General features: G+C 44.7%; 1 protein-coding gene. It reads left to right on the top strand.

Features of this window, described 5'->3' with window-relative positions:
• Positions 1–228, top strand: a 228-nt coding sequence (locus FTW16_RS20640) for a diguanylate cyclase (protein ID WP_146492319.1), incomplete at both ends; no start/stop codon positions are given.

The raw sequence follows: 228 nt of genomic DNA, 5'->3' as shown, positions 1-228 counted from the left end.
TTTGAGGATCTTAAGTGAACGAGATTCTTTGAGTAATCTTTGGAACCGCCGAAAGTTCGAAGAACAGCTCGCGTATTATTCTCGCTTGGTCGAGCGTTACCCTAATGAAGCGACCACTTGCTTAGCTTTAGTCGATATTGATAACTTCAAACGAATCAATGACGAACTGGGCCACGATGAAGGCGACCGAGTGATTGCAAGTGTTGCAAGGCTTCAACAAGACAGTCT

Source organism: Vibrio sp. T20 (assembly GCF_007858795.1).
Classification (GTDB): Bacteria; Pseudomonadota; Gammaproteobacteria; order Enterobacterales; family Vibrionaceae; genus Vibrio; species Vibrio satsumensis.
The sequence above is the reverse complement of the archived record's forward strand: the minus strand, read 5'-3'. Positions and strand labels throughout refer to the sequence as shown.